This window comes from Clostridium sp., assembly GCF_036660475.1.
Taxonomy (GTDB): domain Bacteria; phylum Bacillota; class Clostridia; order Clostridiales; family Clostridiaceae; genus Clostridium_J.
Window position 1 is genome coordinate 230,841 of sequence record NZ_JAVXAO010000001.1, and the last position, 15,646, is coordinate 246,486.

The 15,646-nt window shown below is 30.6% G+C and carries 10 protein-coding genes; 2 read left to right on the forward strand and 8 right to left on the reverse strand.

Annotated features, from left to right (window positions below; all coding sequences use genetic code 11):
• Positions 1-130 precede the first annotated feature (130 nt).
• On the reverse strand, positions 131-1,264 hold the full coding sequence (locus tag RSA29_RS00995) for a 1-propanol dehydrogenase PduQ (RefSeq protein ID WP_346941767.1): 1,134 nt from the start codon (positions 1,262-1,264) through the stop codon (positions 131-133).
• A 986-nt stretch (positions 1,265-2,250) separates the two neighbouring features.
• Between RSA29_RS00995 and RSA29_RS01000 the strand changes: the two genes are divergently transcribed.
• Both RSA29_RS01000 and RSA29_RS01005 read left to right on the forward strand, forming a co-directional pair.
• Complete coding sequence (locus tag RSA29_RS01000; protein WP_346944338.1) at positions 2,251-2,793, forward strand: hypothetical protein; 543 nt, start codon at positions 2,251-2,253, stop codon at positions 2,791-2,793.
• A gap of 40 nt (positions 2,794-2,833) precedes the next feature.
• On the forward strand, positions 2,834-3,910 hold the full coding sequence (locus RSA29_RS01005) for a hypothetical protein (protein ID WP_346941765.1): 1,077 nt from the start codon (positions 2,834-2,836) through the stop codon (positions 3,908-3,910).
• 87 nt (positions 3,911-3,997) lie between these two features.
• Here RSA29_RS01005 and RSA29_RS01010 read toward each other — a convergent pair whose 3' ends face one another.
• The 7 genes from RSA29_RS01010 to RSA29_RS01040 all read right to left on the reverse strand — a co-directional run bounded on the left by RSA29_RS01010 (position 3,998) and on the right by RSA29_RS01040 (position 15,635).
• Positions 3,998-4,750 (reverse strand): creatininase, encoded by a 753-nt coding sequence (locus tag RSA29_RS01010; protein ID WP_346932341.1) that lies wholly within the window; start codon positions 4,748-4,750, stop codon positions 3,998-4,000.
• 130 nt (positions 4,751-4,880) lie between these two features.
• The gene (locus RSA29_RS01015; RefSeq protein WP_346941764.1) at positions 4,881-5,768 is read right to left on the reverse strand and encodes a tocopherol cyclase family protein; all 888 of its coding nucleotides are present in this window, start codon (positions 5,766-5,768) and stop codon (positions 4,881-4,883) included.
• Positions 5,761-7,206, reverse strand: coding sequence for an FAD-dependent oxidoreductase (locus RSA29_RS01020; RefSeq protein ID WP_346941763.1), 1,446 nt, complete (start codon positions 7,204-7,206; stop codon positions 5,761-5,763). Before RSA29_RS01020 ends, RSA29_RS01015 begins: the two co-directional genes overlap by 8 nt.
• A 308-nt stretch (positions 7,207-7,514) precedes the next feature.
• The gene (locus tag RSA29_RS01025; protein WP_346941762.1) at positions 7,515-11,042 is read right to left on the reverse strand and encodes a 5'-nucleotidase C-terminal domain-containing protein; all 3,528 of its coding nucleotides are present in this window, start codon (positions 11,040-11,042) and stop codon (positions 7,515-7,517) included.
• Positions 11,043-11,266: 224 nt separating this feature from the next.
• Positions 11,267-11,983 carry a phosphatase gene (locus RSA29_RS01030; protein WP_346941761.1) on the reverse strand — a complete coding sequence of 239 codons (717 nt, stop codon included), beginning with the start codon at positions 11,981-11,983 and terminating at the stop codon, positions 11,267-11,269.
• Between the two features lie 143 nt (positions 11,984-12,126).
• Positions 12,127-13,908, reverse strand: coding sequence for an ABC transporter ATP-binding protein (locus RSA29_RS01035; RefSeq protein WP_346941760.1), 1,782 nt, complete (start codon positions 13,906-13,908; stop codon positions 12,127-12,129).
• The gene (locus RSA29_RS01040; protein ID WP_346941759.1) at positions 13,908-15,635 is read right to left on the reverse strand and encodes an ABC transporter ATP-binding protein; all 1,728 of its coding nucleotides are present in this window, start codon (positions 15,633-15,635) and stop codon (positions 13,908-13,910) included. Before RSA29_RS01040 ends, RSA29_RS01035 begins: the two co-directional genes overlap by 1 nt.
• Positions 15,636-15,646: the final 11 nt, after the last annotated feature.

Sequence of the window (15,646 nt, forward strand, 5' to 3'; positions counted from 1 at the left end):
TTTAAAAATAATAAAAGCTCCTTGAAAATATAAATATTTCAAGGAGCATCGTTGCTCGAATTCTTACACTACTTTGTGCATAAGATGATTATATATTTAAACATTTACCCTGTCAATAATTTTTTCTTAATTATTCTTTAACTTTTCCGATGATTTCAATAACATCAAGCGGTGTTGGTACCTTAGGATTTGTTGCAGTACATGCATCTAAAAGTGCAAGGTCTGCAATCTCATCTTTTAAGGCACTTAAGTCTTCCATGGAAACTCCACACGCCTTTAATGTTGTAGGCATTTTCATTTCCTTTTGTAGCTTTTTAATTTCATTTATAAGACTTCTAACTCCTGCTCTTGCATTTCCACATGGCAACCCTAATAATTTTGCTATAGTTGCATACTTTTCTGCCGCTCTTGAGAAATCTTGATTTTCGTAACCAATAATATCCGCATTAAATTCTACAATATATGGTAACAATAATGCATTTGTTCTTCCATGGGGCACATGAAACTTCCCACCCAATACGTGAGCAATACCGTGATTTAGCCCTAGTGATGCTGCATTAAAAGCTATCCCAGCAAGACATGATGCATTATGCATTTTCTCTCTTGCCTCCATATCTGATCCATCCTTGTACGCTTTTAATAAATATTTAAAAGATAATACAAGTGATTTTTCTGCCAACGCATCTGAGAAATCCGAAGCATTTGTAGATACATAGGCCTCTAACGCATGGGTAATTACATCCATTCCAGTATCTGCTGTTATTGATCCTGGAACACTCTTCACCAATTCAGGATCAAGTATTGCTATATCCGGAAGTAAATCATCAGATACTAGTGGATATTTTGTGCCCTTTGCTTTATCTGTAATTACAGAAAAAGATGTTACCTCTGAACCAGTCCCACTAGTTGTTGGAATTGCTATAAATTCCATATCCTTAACCGATGTTATTTTTTTTGAAAAATCCATAATTGCCTTAGCTGCATCAATAGCAGAACCTCCACCTAATGCGATTAACACTTCTGGTTTAACTTTTTGAAGTTCTTCAATTCCTTTAACTATAATTTCAATAGGTGGATCTGGAACTATATCACTAAATATAGTTATATCAGCATTTTTCAATCTGTCAGTAACGTTGTTAATCATGCCCGACTTAACCATGAAAGGATCTGTGACAATAAAAATCTTTCTATTACCTATCATTTCTAGTCTTGATAATGCTCCTTGACCAAAATAAACCTCTGTTTTCATTTTAAAATTATTCATTATAAACTCCTTTCAACTATGTAGCATTAAATATAGTCTTCAAATTTATTTAAATATTTATACGGTAAGTTTAATTAAAAATAAACTCTTTATTAAATTCACACTATAAATAGACGCAAAAAGCTCCATAGGATTTTTCCTATGGAGCTTCGCCGCTCTTATTGTACTACATTGTACATATAAAATATACTCTCACATAAAATAAAAGTCAACGAAATTTATCCTCTATGCATTATTTAAATCTACTTAATTTATTACACTCTTAACAATTAAATAGATAATAAATTTTGAATATTTAGTCTTATGTCTATATTATACGTTTACACATCCCTATATTTGAAATATAATGTATTTAAATAAATTGTATTAGAAATAATTGCTAGCAGGAGGATCCTATGAACAGACAAACTTCTTATCCTAATGTGAAAAATAATATTATAACCCTGTATCCTAAAGAAACTAAGCATAATACATGGTATATAATTTCAATGTGCTTACTCTTCTTTTCTATGATATTTCATTTACTATTTTCTAATACCCTAAACATCACAGGACGGTTTCCTTCTATATGGATTATATTACTATTACTATCTATAGTTGTGTCTATTACTAACGGAGTAGAGTTTCGTTCATCCCTTTATATGATTATCATCTATATTCTTAGTATTTCTATGATTTTAAATTATTTATTATATAAAAATTCTATATATATACATAGTCATATTATTTTCATATACTGCTTTTGCTTTATTATAATTTATAAAACTATTAAAGAAATAACTTACAAAAAACATCTTAAAATATCTTTAACCCTAATACTGTTAACATGTTTTTTATTAACAAATTATTACATTGTTAACAATAGAATTATTAAAGATACATATCTTAACATACAAGCTAAAAAAGCCCTAAATATTAGCCAATTTTCTATTTTACCTGTAAGCTTATCGCAACTTGAATGTATAGATGAACTATCCCTTAAAAATGTGACTTATTTAAATGGTATAGAGTACATGAAATCTCTTGAAACACTATCTATTCATGATAATGGTTTAATATTAGACTATTCACCAATTGCAAATCTAAGCAACTTAAAAACACTGAGCCTTAATAAGGTTAATTTAAATATACTCAGTGATGTTGATACAATTGATAATGTTAATAATTTGAAAATTATATATCCTGAAAATGATTCTATTAAAACTCTTCCGCTATTTCCAGATGTAAATAATTTAACCATTAATTTTAGTGGAACTTTTAATCTTTCACTATTAAAAAATTTTCCTAATGTAAGGGAGTTTTCACTTTGTGTAGAAGGTCCTTTTATCTCTAACGGACTTGAAGTTATTAATAACCTAGAAACATTGAATTTATCATATGCTTATATCTCTAACTATAATAACCTTTTTGACATACCAACTTTAAAAAACATCACCTTAAGTAATTGTAATATAGTTGAACTAGATATTTTTTTACAAAAAGCTAATGAAAAAGGAATATCAGTAACTACAGATTTAACTACTAATTGATAATAAACTCTATAAATAAACTCTATATAAGGAGGTAAGAATGGATAATAATACTTTAATTGAAACTGTAAATTACAAAAAAAATTACTTCATCGCATTAATTACACTAATTATATTTGCACTCATTCAACTCTTTTCATCTGCCAGTTATGATATTAATGGCAATTCTCCAGGTGTGTGGATTTTGCTGTCAATAGTAGGTATAGCTGCTCACAGAGAAATTTGGAAAGAATATATTTTATTTCTTTTCCCTGTATTAAACTATTTCCTATTCAAATTTTTTAAAATTTATATACCTAACTATATTGTAATTTTTCTTATTCTAGCAATTGTTGTTATCTGCTATGCAATTAAAGAAAATTCAAGTAAAATAAAGTTTAAAATCTCCTTAGTTATAGTTATAGGTGCACTATTTTTCTCTACAAATTACTATCTTTACTCTACACGTATAATAAAAGATGGCAATCTTGAAGCCGAAATAAAACAATCTGAAAAAATAAAAAAACCTGCCTTTATTCCTGTAACACAAAGTGAATTAAACACTATAGAAAATATCTGGATTAGTAACGTAAAAAACTTAAATGGCATTGGTAATATGAACTCTCTTAATAAACTTTTCTTAGACGATGAAAATTTTATTATGGATTACAAGCCTCTTCTACAATGTAAAAATTTAAAACACATGTCCATTTGGTATGGGTATTTAGAAAAATTTAGCGAGATTGATACCTTTGAAAATTTAGAACACTTAGAAATTATTTTTCCTAAGAAAGGTTCACTAGATGATATGTCATATTTTCCCGACGTAAAAACCCTTGATATTCAGACTAATAATCCAATTAGTCTTTTAGGATTAAAAAACTTTCCTAATGTTGAACATTTATCACTATCAGTTTCAGAAATTTCAAACTTTGATGGAATTGAAAGCCTTACTCATTTAAAGGAACTAGAACTAAGCGATAGGCTCATTGAAAATTATGATAAATTACTTAACATAGATACTCTAGAAAAGATTATTTTATATAATCCCATAAACGCTAATGACGAGTTTATAAATGCAGCTAATGCAAAGGGAATAAAAACAGAAGTTGTCCCTACCTATTCATCTATATACTAAGATAAATTTGTATATAAAAATTACATAAACAAAGAAGTGGTAACCACTGCAATGATTTCCACTTCTCTTATTTATATGTACCTATATTTACATTCCAAATTCCATATTAACAATTTTGTTCATCTCATCTATTACTTCATTTACTATAAGTTCACCCTTTTTAGCACTGCTCGTTCTGGCAATTGAAAGTAATCCTGATGGTGGCACTATATCAGATGGTATAGGATAAACTTGATAATTTGGAGCCTTGTCTATTTTTTCATCAACTAATCTATCCATATGCACAAGTTCTGGCTCAAATTTCATAATTAGTGATGTTTCTGTTATTGCTGCATGCTCTAAAGCCCAACCTGGAAATGGAACTTCATCAAATATCTTATTTATAGTTTCTTCTGAAACTAAATCCCACCAACTCATAAGTACTATTTTTGAATTCATTTTTCTATCTCTACATATTAAATCTAAAGCTTCTGCTATAAATCCTTGGTTTTCATAATGACTATTCATCACTACTATTTTTTCTACACCGTCTCTTAGTAGTTCTTCTATTATATCTTTAACTATAGCCACTAAAGTACTTCCATTTAGATCTATAGTTCCTGGGAATAATGGTCCTCCCCCACTAGCTGGTTGTGATTTGTAACCATAGCTTATAGCCGGCATAACAATTCCATCAATTCTTTCAGCAAGTAATGTAGCCATGTTTTTAGATATTATTGTATCAGTATACAAAGGTAAATGGGGTCCATGTTGTTCAACTGCACCTATTGGAAGTATAACAACATCCTTCGATTTCCTTTCATTAAATTCATACCATGTCATATTCTCCATTAAATTCATAAGCCCCTCCAAATTTCACATTAGTTAATTTATACCCTCATTTTACCCCTTTTTTTCATAATAGTAAATATAAATCCTATTATAAACAAATTCACAACATAGTTCCAACTTTTTACTCACCTTTATTATTCTACGCTTCCACACATTCAAGACTACAATTATTGCTACTTAGATTAAATAATAATTTATCACTAGCATAAAATTTAAATGATGCTACACAAGCTGCATTTTCATGTATGGTTCTAGACATCTCACCTCGGTTTGGAGCTAATAATTTTTGTGGATTTTCACCCTTAACTTGAATCTCTAGCCTATACTTACCCCTTTTTAATTCTATAAGCTTATTAGTACAATTAATTATTTTTACTCCATTATAAGTAGCAAATCTGTATTCTTTACCCTTATAATATACAACACATATACACCCTTTAAAATTTAATCCCATAAAGGGTATATCTGCTATTGATACCATTACGCAACATTTATCTTTTTTAAAATCATTACATTGAACCCAATGATAAGTTTTAGGGAATGAGCTTCCCCAGTCCTTTTCAATATATCCTCTTCCACCACTTAAGTTTATTCTTTCACAATTAACGAATATTTCTCCACTTAATTCATGGTATAAACTTATAACTCCATGATTACATTCCATAAATGGTATAACTGAGAAAGGCCCCATGATATCATACTTTATTGGAGTTATTTCTCCATACTTTATACTGCCTGATATAGATATATCTTCACTTTCAATATTAAGTTTAATCCCCCTTTCTGAAAATATATTATTTCCTATAACTACTTCTAGACTTTTATTATCAACTAAAAATTCATCAAATGGATAGTTAATATTATATGAATTTGTATTTGTGATAACCTGAATAAACGCTAATCTATTTCCTTTATCATCAATATTTATTCCTGGTATAAAAGCTATTGTATTATTATCTTTTTGATGCTTAAAATACCACCCCTCAAAAAAGTTCTTTTTCTTACTAGCACCATGAAAATTATTCATTATTATTACTCTTAGTGGTAGGACTATCTATTATACTTCCATCATAATTAAACCTTGACCCATGACAAGGACAATCCCATGATAATTCATCAACATTCCATTCAAGCTGACACCCTAAATGAGGACATTTTGTTGATACAATATACCTCTTCCCATTTTCATCCTTATATACTCCAACTTTCTCTCCATTGTAGTCTACAATTCCCCCATGCCCATTCTGGATATGGACTATATCTTCATCCGGTATGTTAACTAGTTGTGCTATAAATTTTTTTGTAGTTTCTGTTCCATCCTTCATTAAATTCCCTATGGATGATGACATATCAAATCTACTTGGAGAATATACCTCTGAAAATTTATTCTTATTTCCTGATATCATATCTGCTAATATCATTGCAGCTACCATAGAATTTGTCATTCCCCACTTATTAAATCCAGTTGCAACATAAATATTAGGTGTAGACGATGAATACTTACCTATGTAAGGTATCCCATCCATGGTCATACAATCCTGTGCAGACCAATGATATTTCTCTTTGGAATTTGGATAAAGTTCTTTAGCTAAAAGTCTTAACTTATTATAGTTTCCCCCTTTCTCATTTTTCCCTGTTCTATGGGATTCTCCACCAATTAATAATAAATCCTCATAATTTCTAAATGAGTTACCATTTTTATTAACATCTAGGTACATACCCTCCACGTTACTTGCATTTTCTAATGCTAAAACATAGGATCTCTCTTGATGCATTTTCATAAAATAGAATCCTGGAACATTCATAATAGGGAAGTGAGTTGTCACAACTATTTTTTCTGCTATAATTTTACCTTCTTCTGTAATAACTACATTTTCTTTTTCCTTAATTTCAATAGCCCTTGTGTGCTCATATATAGTTAATTCCTTTGAAATTTCTTTCAAAAACTTGATTGGATTAAACTGTCCTTGATTATTAAATTTTAATGCAAGCTTAATATCAAAGGGTAAATTAATTTTCTCTACAAGCTCTGCACTAATTCCTAGCCTTTTTGCAGCCTCAAATTCAAGCTTAAGTTCTTCAACCTTATCCAAAGAATATAAATAAGCTGATTTTATTTGGAAGTCACAATCTATTTCATTCTCATTTATTATTTCTCTATATTTCTTTATTGCTAGCTCATTTGCATCCGCATATTGTCTTGCTTTTTCTTCTCCAAATTCTTTTATTAGCTTATTGTAAATTAAATTATGCTGTGATGTAATTTTTGCAGTAGTATTCTCTATATTTCCACTAGCAATTGTTCTAGCTTCAATTACAATAACCTCATGCCCTTGCTTTTGTAGCATGTATGCCGTTAATATTCCAGCTAATCCAGCACCTATTACAACTACCTCAGTCTTTATATTACTATTTAAAGATTCCATCTTTTTAAAACCACGACTTTTACTCCATACAGATTCCATATAATCACCTTGTATAATGAATATTCAACGAAAATTCATTGCACTTTTCCCTTCTTAATATTTTTTTACCATACTTAACATAAGCCGCTATCGATTAGTTTATTCTTTCATTCTTAGTATACCTTTTTTAAGATTATATACGCATATTTTTTCAATTCTCACATGACTAATTTAAACAAACTTTAATTCTCCGAGAAAAAAAACTACCCACAAATAAAAGTATACTTCTACTTGTGAATAGTTTTTTAATTAACATTATTTTCTATTAAGGTTATTACTAACTTGGTACTAAAATGTATAATTTGTTTTTATGCTGATTTTTTTCTCTTTATTATACATCCTCCTAATGCAATTGACATAATAGCAATCATATCTGCTGTTAATGGAATACCTGTTTGTGGTAATTCACTTGGTTTATTAGGATTACCATCTGTATCTGGATTTTCTGGTACTGTATTATCTATAGTAGTGTCTTCTCCTACCACTAATACTTCAAAATCTATATTAGGTACACCATTCACTTTCCAGTTTTCAGCCATTGCATCCCTCATAACTATATTCGTATTGACTACATTCTCAGCTTTTGAGAAATCATACTTATCTCCACCGGTTAACATAAAGTCATTTATAGCTACTGAATAATATTTACCTGCTTCAATCTTACTTCCATCATTTAATCTTATTGATGAAACCTTACCTGTCTCTTTATCGTACCAAACCTTTATGCCCGCAAATTGTCCCCATGCAAAGCCATTAGTATTAATACCATGCTCGATTATACTATATAAGTCTGAACCTGTAACATCAAGCTTTACAATAGTGTTATCGAATGGTAATATTTCATACATATCACCAACCGTTACATCACCTTTTTCTAAACTTCTTCTAACCCCACCACCATTAGTTACTCCAATTTGAGTTCCTACGATGTTTCTCATAGTTTCAGCCACAGTTACACCAAGTGGAGTCACTGCTGTATTTTTATCATCATGACTTAATCGTTCTTCTAAAACTGTTACTTTTTCTCCTAATATACCTTTTAAGTCATCTTGTATTTTATTTACTAAAGTTTCTACTTCTTTATCTACTGGAAGTGTCCCTTCAATACCTTGGAATACATGAACATATGGCTCTACATTCAGAAGCTTATTATTATCATCAAAAGTAAATGTTAACTTAGCTAAACCTCTACCATTATATCCACCTTCTACTACTGGTACTCCATCAACCTTTCCTGAAACAACAGCATGGTTATGACCCGCTATTACTGCATCTACTCCATCTACTCTTGCTATGTCCGCCGCTTCTCCTGTAATTACTTTAGTCTTGCTATCTTGATATGCACCACAGTGCGCTATAACTACTACTGCGTCTACATTTTCTTTATCTCTAACTATTTTAGAGTATTTATCAACTGTTTCTACTGGATCTAAAAACTCTACATTCTTAACATTTTCAGCTAAAGTTGAAGATGCTGTCTCTGGTGTAGAAATTCCTATCAAAGCTATTTTAGCTCCATTTTTCTCAACTATTTTATATGGTTCCGCATAGCTTACTATGTCCTGAGTTCCTTTATTAACTATATTAGCAGCTAAGAACTTAAATCCCCCCTGTTCTGACCAAGTATTAATATTATCAACACCCCAGTCAAATTCGTGGTTACCTATTGCTGCCCCCTCAAGCCCCATTGACTTAAGCATCGCAGTCACCGGTTGTCCAATTGTAAGATTAGAAATAGCCGTACCTTGATATAAATCTCCTGCTGCTACCGGTATAACACCATACATATCATTTTCCTTTGAATTATATTTATTAACGACTCCAGCAAGCTTTGCCGCACCTATATTTTTGCCAGACTCTAATACATTCCCATGAAAATCATTAAAACTTAAAATATCTACAGTGTTTTTGGTTAATTTTCTAAGTTCCGCCAACTTAGTCATTTCACCCTTTTGAGTTAATTGCAACACTACATCATTCCAAGTTAACGGCTTAGCAACCATGCCATAGTTGACTACTGGCTCAATAGTGGCATTATTAATTAATTTAACAACTTCATTTCTTAATTTTTCATTATATTTAATTCCTGTTAAATGCCAATTGTTATCTACATTTCTAGTAATTTCTCCACTTTTAACTTCAACTATATAATTTGCAATCATATCTCTAATATCTGAAAGTGGATCATTCGTAGACTCATAAATTTTTGAATGCTGACCTTCATCAAAAATTTTAGCAAGATTTGAGTTATATCTATAGTCATTTACAGTTAGGTAAACAACATCTATATCCTCGACTTTCTTGTCATCATTAAAATATAAGTTTTCTATCCTGTATCCTAATGGCTTAGAAATATTAATCTCATATTTAACTCCACTAAGCATGTCATATTTATAAGATGCAAACTTATCATTAAATGAAACAGTAAAGTCCCCTTCTTCAAATGTATTATATACATCTGCTGTCCACTCTAAATATTTTTTTATTTGCTTCCCTGTAGTTTTAATTGTATATAACTTATTATCAAATTTATATATATTAGCTAAATCGGCCTTTGTAATAGCTCCTGCCTTTAGGTTAGAAGCTGCTGATAGCATTGCTGCACCTGATACATGGTACACTTTACTTGGGTCTACGCCTATAGATGCTAACTGTTTATCACTATAATACAATTGAACTTGATTAATTAAGTCTGTTACCCCTTGATCAGTAACAAATGACTCTGGTATTCCATTTACTTCATCATTATTCGCAAGGTTTTCTCCAACTAATTTACCAATTGCACTTGTCGCATCAGCTACTGCAATATCATGATATATTTGTAACTTTGTATTTAGATTTTCATCTACTGCTGATTCCTTAGTCAATTTAATAACACTAGAAGTTTTATTTACAACCTTAAATCCACTATCAGTCTTTTCTACTTCTAAAATAGCCTTAGAAACACCTTGACCTCCATTAGTTGGTTGAGTTATTAAAACTCCATTAACCGTCTGATTTTGTATCGTTGTATGGCTATGACCTGCAACTATCATAGCTAACTCTGGATTTAAATTCGCTATATCTGTAGCGCTGTCCCCATTCCCATATTCTGAAGTTAAACCCATATGAGATGTTACTATAAATATGTCTGCTCCTTCTCCAGCTTTTATTTCAGATATAACTTTTTTAACTTCTTCATCAGGTCTTGTTGGTTCATATCCGACTAGCTTGTCCGCATCCCATCTAGTTATGTTGTTTGTTACAACACCAATTGTAGCAACTTTTATGCCACCGAATTCCTTTATAGTATATGGGTCAAATACGCGCTTACCATCTTTATAAAGATTTGCACATAATACATCAGTACCACCTGCTTTTGATTGTTCAGCTATTTTATTTAAAACTTTCATTCCATAATTAAACTCGTGGTTTCCTAAACTAAAGCTATCATATCCTATGGTATTCATGCCCAGAATCATCGGATTTGTATTTTTGTTTAAATATTCCTCTTTTAAAAATAAATGATTGTAATTTCCCTGTATAGTATCCCCGTTATCTACAACTATGGTATTAGGATTCTTGGCTGTTTCCTCCTTTACAATCGTTGCAATTTGGTTTAGTCCACCTACTGCTGATGACATCGTTGCATAATCGTAATTTTTGAATTTACCATGCAAATCGGTAGTCGACAATACTTGAATAGTAGTTTTTTCTGACTTATCTGCCTCCGCTAGAGTTGCATTTACTTTTTGATTATCATCTGCATATACTTTAATTGTATTTGCAGGCATAACCATGGTTATTAGCAGTGCTAATGCTGTCATAAATGCGGTTAGTCTTTTTTTAACTATCATACTCTTCCCCCCAAATATAATTTTTGATAAAGTTTATACTTACTAAACCTCATCACTATATATTTTATCGCTGTATTCTCCCCTTTTCAATACCTTTATTCTATTTATTTACATAACGGTAAATAAATAGAATAAAAACACCTTGATATGAAACTAATAAGTTATTTCACATTAAGGTGCTTATTTATATCTTTAAATCTTATACTTAATCTACATATCTACAGTTACATTTTCCTATTTAATATGTAGTCTAATGAATCTATACTAAAATTCAATACAAGTTCTTCTGGAAATTGCAGTTCTTCTAGTATTTTATAACAATATGAAAACTCTCCCACATCGTAACAAATATGAGCGTCACTTCCCATTATCACTTTTACTCCATGCTCTTTACATAGAAGTAATAGTTTCTTTTGGTTTTCTTGGGCATTGTCTCTAAAACTCCCTGGAACTAAAGATGAGTTATTTATCTCAAAAACCATGTTCTTTTTCTTAGCTGCTAAAACTAACTTTTCATAGTCTAATGCATATCTACTATCATCTGGATGACCTATAACTTTAACATTTGGATTATCCATTACTTTCAATAATGCATTTGTATTTTCTTCTAATGTTCCTGGATTTATGCAAGGTGGATGTAAACTAGCAATAATATAATCTAGCTCTAGTGCTAAATCTTCCTGTACATCTATCCTACCCTCAAAATCAATTATATTTGCCTCAATTCCCTTTAAAATTCTTACGCCCATAATCTCTTCTTTAATAACTCTCATATTCTTAAAATAAAAGTATGATGCTGTACCTGGCATACGCTCTGCATGATCTGCAATTCCAAGTATTTTTAAGCCCTTATTTTTAGCTTCTTCTATATTTTCTTTTAATGTACTAAACGCATGACCACTAGAAATAGTGTGTGTATGCAAATCTATTAGCGCTTTCATTAAATCACTCCTTACCGCTGTCGTTGCTTAAATAAATTCTACTTTTACATTATAACTCATAACTTGTAATATATCATAAATTTAAAGTTTAATACTTTCTAAGTTTCTATGTGTTTATCATTATTCATTAAAACTTTTACCTCTTAATTTGCTTCTTGCGCCCCAAATTGGCTATTATAAAGTTTTTCGTAGAAACCACCCTTTGCTATTAACTCTTCGTGATTTCCTTGTTCTATAATATTCCCATCATCCATAACTAATATTAAATCTGCACTACGAATAGTTGAAAGTCTATGTGCAATAACAAAACTCGTTCTACCTTTCATCAAATTCTTCATAGCTTTTTGTAGCAATAATTCTAGTCTAGTATCAACAGAACTAGTTGCTTCATCTAGTATTAATATTGTAGGATCCGATATTATAGCTCTAGCTATTGTTAATAGTTGTTTTTCACCTTGTGATATATTTGAAGCTTCTTCATTAAGAAACATATTATAACCATCTGGAAGTGTTTTAATAAAGTGATGCACATTTGCAATTTTTGCAGCTTCAACAATCTCTTCCTTTGTAGCTCCAAACCTTCCATATTCAATATTTTCATAAATTGTTCCATTGTATAACCAAGTATCTTGAAGTACCATTCCAAATATTGAACGTAAATCCTCACGTCTCATATCTCTAGTGTCTACTCCATCTATTTTTATAGTTCCGCCTTCTATGTCATAAAATCTCATAAGCAGATTTATTAAAGTAGTTTTACCCGCTCCTGTAGGACCAACTATTGCCACCATCTGACCACTTTTCACTTCTGCACTTAAATCATGAATAAGGTTTCTATCTTTGCTATATCCAAATTTTACGTGTTCAAAAGTGACATCCCCACGTGGATTTTCAAGTCTCAGTGAATCCTTTTTATCTTCAAGCTGTTCTTGTGCATTTAATATCTCAAATACACGTTCAACTGCTGCAAATGCAGATTGTATTGCAGATGATAATTGAGTTACTTGAGAAAGCGGTTGGTTTATTTGCCATATATATCTAATAAATGCCTGAAGATTACCGACTGTAATTAATCCACCAATAGAGTAAATTGCTCCAAGAACCCCGATTGCCGCAATGCCTAAATAACTTACTAAAGACACCAACGGAGACATTATACTTGATATAAACTGGGCTTTAAATCCATTCTTACAAAGATCATTGTTAATTTCTTCAAATTCTTCTATAGCGTCATCTTGTTTTCCATATAACTTTATTTCATTAAATCCAGTGTACATTTCTTGAACTTTACCATTTAATTTACCTAATGCTTCTTGTTGTTTATAAAACAAATTTTGTGATTTGCTAACTATAAATTTAGATACAAAATAACTAAGTGGTATTATAAGTGTCGCTATTAGTGCCATCTTCACATTAATTGTAAACATCATAACAAGTGCTAATGTTAATGATAGAATGGATGTTACTACTTGACTAAAACTTTGCTGTAGTGCATTTGAAATTGTATCTATGTCATTAGTTATTCTGCTTAATACATCACCATAGCTATTTCTATCAAAATAACTTATTGGTAATTTTCTTATTTTATCTTGCACTGCATTTCTTAAATCTCTCATCGTATTTTGAATGGCGTTTGTTAGTAAAAAACTTGATATGTATGTTGATACTGTACCAAAAATATATACACAAGCTAAGATACCTAATATCCTTAAAATATATGAAAAATTTACACTGGCACCTGCAATGCCCTTTGTTATATTGTACACATCACTTGTCAATTGTGTTATTATTAATCCCTCTGTCATTGGAGCAATCGCCGTAAAGACAGATGCTGATATTATGAATAAAATTGCACCAACAAAAGATTTTTTGTAAGGTTTTACAAATGGAGCTATCTTATTTATAGTATTTCTTAATTTTTTCATTATTTTAGCTCCTCCTCTGTAAGTTGAGATGAGGCAATCTCATGATATATTTCACAATTTTTAAGAAGTTCTCTATGGGTACCTATACCTACTACTTCTCCCTCATTTAACACTATAATCTTATCTGCATCCATAATAGAACCTATTCTTTGGGCAACTATTAGAACTACTGAATTCTTAGTTTCACTTTTTAATCTTGCCCTAAGTATTGCATCGGTTCTAAAGTCTAGTGCTGAAAAACTGTCATCAAAAATATAAATTTCTGGTTTTCTTACCACAGCTCTTGCAATTGATAATCTTTGTTTTTGACCACCAGATACATTTGACCCACCCTCACTTATTGGTTCATCAAATTTTTGGCTTTTATTGTTAATAAACTCATATGCTTGAGCTATTTTTGCTGAATTCTCAATCTCTACTTCATTGGCACTTTTCTTACCAAACTTAATATTACTACCTATACTACCTGTAAACAACAAGGTTTTTTGAGGTATAAATCCAATTTTTTTACGCAATGCCTTTAAATCATATTCCCTTACATCTACTCCATCTATTTTTATTTTACCCTCAGTGACATCATAAAATCGTGGAATTAGATTTATTAATGTACTTTTCCCACTTCCTGTACTTCCTATAAATGCAACAGTTTCACCTTTTTTTGCTATAAATGATATATCTTTAAGTACAGGTTCTTCTCCATCTGGATATGTAAATGTAACATTATCAAATTCAACTACGCTCCTAATTTGTGTATCCTTAACTCCATTTTCGGGACTTTTAATAAGCGGATCTTCATCTAATAATTCTTGTATTCTATTAGCTGAAACCTGTGCCTTAGGATACATAATAAACACCATAGAAAATAACATAATAGAAAACATAGCGTGAAATAAATATTCTATAAATGCAACTAATTGACCAACCTGAAGACTACCTACATTTATCATATTACTTGAAATCCAAAAGATAGCTAATATAGCTAGATTAAGAAGAAAAAAGAATGTCGGTTGAGAAACTGCCATAAGTTTATAAAGCTTCTTAGATACCGATGCATAGTCATTGTTTATACTTCCAAATCTTTCTCTTTCATGGTCATCATTACCAAATGCTCTAATAACTCTTATTCCAGTTAGATTTTCTCTTGATATACGATTTAACCTATCTAATTTTTTTTGTTGTTTATCCGATATTGGATGTGATAATTTTGCTATAATCACTACTCCAATAACTATGAATGGTACCGTTACGCCTAATACTACAGATAGTTGTAAATTCGTTCTAAGAATCATTATTAAACTTACAATAAACATAACTGGTGTAAGTAATGCTGTTCTTAGTAGTGTATTCGTAAACTGTAATAGTTGAAATGCATCATTCGTAGTTCTAGTAATCATAGAAGATACACCAAATTTATCATACTCACTATGGGAAAACTCCTGAGATTTTCTGAAAATATCATTCCTCATATCTCTAGTTATATTTGTTGAAATCTTCGAAGAACAATATCCAAGTAATATTGTGCCTAGAACTCCAATTATAGAAATTCCTACGATTATAAGCCCCATTCGCTTTATATATTGTATATCACTATTTAGTATACCCTGATCGATAACCTTAGCCATTATTGTTGGTATGCCTAATTCAACTAGTGCAAATCCAAATACTGATACTACATTAAGTAAAATAAGCATCTTGTAATTTTTTAAATATTTTAGTATTAATCTCATTTTTCAGACCT

Bases quoted from the DNA above. Each gene is read 5' to 3' on its own strand.
- RSA29_RS00995 (WP_346941767.1), bottom strand. From the start codon at position 1,264: ATGAATAATTTTAAAATGAAAACAGAGGTTTATTTTGGTCAAGGAGCA.
- RSA29_RS01005 (WP_346941765.1), top strand. From the start codon at position 2,834: ATGGATAATAATACTTTAATTGAAACTGTAAATTACAAAAAAAATTAC.
- RSA29_RS01010 (WP_346932341.1), bottom strand. From the start codon at position 4,750: ATGAATTTAATGGAGAATATGACATGGTATGAATTTAATGAAAGGAAA.
- RSA29_RS01015 (WP_346941764.1), bottom strand. From the start codon at position 5,768: ATGAATAATTTTCATGGTGCTAGTAAGAAAAAGAACTTTTTTGAGGGG.
- RSA29_RS01020 (WP_346941763.1), bottom strand. From the start codon at position 7,206: ATGGAATCTGTATGGAGTAAAAGTCGTGGTTTTAAAAAGATGGAATCT.
- RSA29_RS01025 (WP_346941762.1), bottom strand. From the start codon at position 11,042: ATGATAGTTAAAAAAAGACTAACCGCATTTATGACAGCATTAGCACTG.
- RSA29_RS01030 (WP_346941761.1), bottom strand. From the start codon at position 11,983: ATGAAAGCGCTAATAGATTTGCATACACACACTATTTCTAGTGGTCAT.
- RSA29_RS01035 (WP_346941760.1), bottom strand. From the start codon at position 13,908: ATGAAAAAATTAAGAAATACTATAAATAAGATAGCTCCATTTGTAAAA.
- RSA29_RS01040 (WP_346941759.1), bottom strand. From the start codon at position 15,635: ATGAGATTAATACTAAAATATTTAAAAAATTACAAGATGCTTATTTTA.